The organism is Pauljensenia sp. UMB9872, from assembly GCF_030212665.1.
Lineage (GTDB): Bacteria > Actinomycetota > Actinomycetes > Actinomycetales > Actinomycetaceae > Pauljensenia > Pauljensenia turicensis_B.
The window spans coordinates 1-2,482 of sequence record NZ_JASOER010000034.1 but is presented as its reverse complement, the minus strand read 5'-3'; the positions used below and the strand labels follow the sequence as shown (position 1 = coordinate 2,482).

Annotated in this window: 1 pseudogene; it reads right to left on the bottom strand. The window is 55.5% G+C overall.

Annotation, left to right across the window (positions count from 1 at the left end):
* Positions 1–2,202, bottom strand: a pseudogene (locus QP109_RS09165) (hypothetical protein); the annotation flags it as partial.
* Positions 2,203–2,482: the final 280 nt, after the last annotated feature.

Sequence of the window (2,482 nt, the reverse complement as noted above, 5' to 3'; positions counted from 1 at the left end):
AGTAAACGACGGAGCAGACGTCGTCCCCTGGTCACCAGGAACAACCAACTTACCCTCATACGCAGGCTCGTACTTCTGGTTATCCTTCACATCAGGCTGGGTAACCGTGAATGGGGCATCGGCCTGGGCAACAACGCGGCCCTGGGTCTTCAGCTGGCCGTCGTCGCCCTTCACCGGATCGCCGTTCTCGTCGAGAACCGGGACCTGCAGGGCCTCGTTGCGCATCATAACTGGGAACTTGAACGTCTTACCAACCTGGTCAGCGTTCGGAGTAAAGGTCACGACGCCAGTCACAGGATCAACCGAAACCTGATCCTTAGTGACGCCCTCCGGCAGTGTGCCAAGCTCAAACTTCGCCTTCGCAGGCTTGGTTTCTACGGCGTCGGTAGCCGGGTTGTCGAACTTCGGGTCGGAGGAAGCCGCCACTTCAGCCTTCGCCTGGACCTCGTTGTACTCAAGGTATTCACGAGCCACAGCGAAGGCATCCAGAGCCAGAACTAGGTCGTCCGTTGGATCTGGATCGCTATCAGCAAGCTTCAGGCGAGCAGTGAACGTATCACCAGTTTGGGCTTCTGCCGGAACGGTGAACGGACAGCTTGGGATCTTGGTCGCGGCATCAGGTTTAGCGGTCTCACAGGTCTTGACGACTTTGCCGGTCTTGTCTACCCACTGGATGTAGTAGGTCAGATCCTCAGTGATCGGCAGAGCGGAGGTATCAGTCTGAACCGTATCGCCGACCGTTGCCCAGTTATCAGTGGTGTTCTTATCCACTACATCGAACTTCAAGGATTGCGGCGCAAGCGCGATGTTCCAACCCGTGTAGCCATCAGTGGTGTTACCAATTAGTACACCGTCGCCACCGAAGAGCTGTGCGTTACCACCAGCGTTCAAATCAGCGCCGAAGCCCGGGCCCGCCCACTGTCCAAGAGACCACGGATACAGCACACCGATATTGTCTGGAAGCGGCTTACCATCAGCGCCAAGAACGCTGAGGTAGCTCCAGTGCATATTGACGTGCTTCGACTGAAGGTTGCCGTTAGTCCAGGCACCTTCTTCCCACGAACCGGCCAGCTTGTGCAACTTTGCAGCCGGCGGGTTAATGCCGCCACCCGTACCAGTGTGGTTGTTACCGTAGATACCCTTCCAGAACAGCTGGAACCTACCATCAGCGCCAGTAGTGGTGGTGACCGTCTCGGCAATCCAGCCTTCTGGATCCGCAGCTACCTGCTCATTAATCCAGCGCTGCAGGCCCTCTTCGTCAGTAGGAGTCCAATCACTCCCACGCAGAGTCTTATCCGCAAAGTTATCCTTTGCGTACTGTTCAATCTTGGTCACAGCCTCGTCGTTGAGGTAAGAGCCAACCACTTTCAAACCAGCAGCAGCAACATCCTTGCCTCCAAAGGCACTGACAGCGTTGTGGCTTAACGCGCCCTGCAACACATCAAGGTTCCAAAATGCCCGACCAGCATAGGTACCATTGTTACTGGACTTTCCAACACTCTCTACCCACTTGTTTTCCGGAAGGTGCTGTGGCAGTTTGTCCTTCTGCGCGTACGCGATGGTCACACCCGAGACTTTATTGTCATTCCACTGGCCGTCACCCTGGGTATTGGGAGTGGTGCTTGCGCCAATGCCAGGGAAGATACCAGCCGCCGGCTGGTGCACCAGACGATACTTATCGGTCAAGTCATCCGGTAGTTCCGTCCACATACGGATCTTCTCACGGCGCTGATCACGCTGACCGGCAGGGTCACCTGTCGTAAGGCCAACACTGGCATCCGCAGCAAACGTGCGGGTCACGCCGAGAGCATCAGTGTACGGCCCCATCTTGATGGTGAAGTTACCGTTAGCATCGCTTTCGGTGTAGTACACCGGGGACGAATGCTCCGTGTTGACGCCCTCATACCACTGGGCGTATACCTTCACACCCCCCCCCATTAGCCTACCGGCATCCTGAACGTTATTGAAACCATTGGCAGCCTTCACAATCTCCTTGACAGAGCCAGAGATCGTGCCTTTTTCGCTCGCCTTACCAGGAGAATAGATGGCCTGATCGCCGCCAGCAGGATCCTGCGCATTAGCAGCCGGAACGAGCTGGGATCCGGACATTACCGCGGGGGCAAAGGTGCCCACCATGGCCAGAGAGAAAGCAGTAGCTAAAATCGCCGTACCTCGACGACGGATCGCATTTTGCTTCGTCATGCTGTCAAATCTTCCTTCCGCGAAGATATTCTGGATATGGAGAAAGTCCGAAGGCTCGCTACCTGAGCACCCGCATCTGCTGATGGCGGAGTGAGCCATGCCAACCTCACAACTGGCAAGAATCGCATAGACCAACTATCAGTGATCTCGCAGCCCTTAATAATGGCAACCAACCGGGACTAAACTCCCACAAAAACCCTATGGTGGTTTTCTTGGAACCGCAAGGCCATGTATGAAAACAGCTTTTGGCACTTTTCCCAATAACGGCAAGGATTCTCTC